The sequence below is a fragment of the Streptomyces palmae genome, assembly GCF_004684805.1.
Lineage (GTDB): Bacteria > Actinomycetota > Actinomycetes > Streptomycetales > Streptomycetaceae > Streptomyces > Streptomyces palmae.
Genome location: NZ_SRID01000785.1, coordinates 1 through 652, shown reverse-complemented (window position 1 = coordinate 652; position 652 = coordinate 1). Strand labels below are relative to the sequence as shown.

Here is a 652-nt window from a genome sequence, read left to right as displayed (position 1 = left end):
GGGGGGCTTCCAGGGTGAGTTCTTCGAGGTCCGCTGCGCCGGCGGCCTGCCCGGCGCGCAGCGCCAGTTCGGTGAGGGCGGTGCCGGGCAGGACGACGGTTCCGGTGACGGCGTGGTCGGCCAGCCAGGGGTGGCGGTCCAAGGAGACCCGTCCGGTCAGCAGCAGGCCCCCGTCGGGGGTCGCGGTGGCGGCGCCGAGTAGCGGGTGGTCGAGGGTGTCCAGCCCGAGGTCCGCGGCGTCGGTGGCGGGGGCCTTGGGGGTGAGCCAGTAGCGGCGGTGTCGGAAGGCGTAGGTGGGCAGTTCGACGGTGCGGGGGTGGTGGCCGTCGAAGAGCGCGTCGGCGTCCGGGATGGCGCCGTGCGCGGCGGCCTCGGACAGTGCGGTGAGGAAGCGGTCCCAGCCGCCGTGGTCGCGGCGGAGGGTGCCGATGGCGGTGCCGCCGGCGCCGGCCTCGTCCAGGGTCTCCTGGATGCCGATCTGCAGGACGGGGTGCGGGGACGCCTCGATGAACAGGCGGTGGCCGTCGTCGCTGAGCGCGCGTACCGCGTCCTGGAAGCGCACCGGGCGGCGCAGGTTCTCGTACCAGTACGTGGCGTCCAACACGGTGCCGTGGGGCAGCGGGCCGCCGGTGAGGGTGGAGTAGAAGGGGAC

1 protein-coding gene is annotated in these 652 nt (G+C 74.8%); it reads right to left on the bottom strand.

Going from position 1 to position 652, the window contains the following annotated elements:
- Positions 1-652: acyltransferase domain-containing protein (locus E4099_RS32640; RefSeq protein WP_135342678.1), on the bottom strand; the 652-nt coding region annotated here is incomplete at both ends.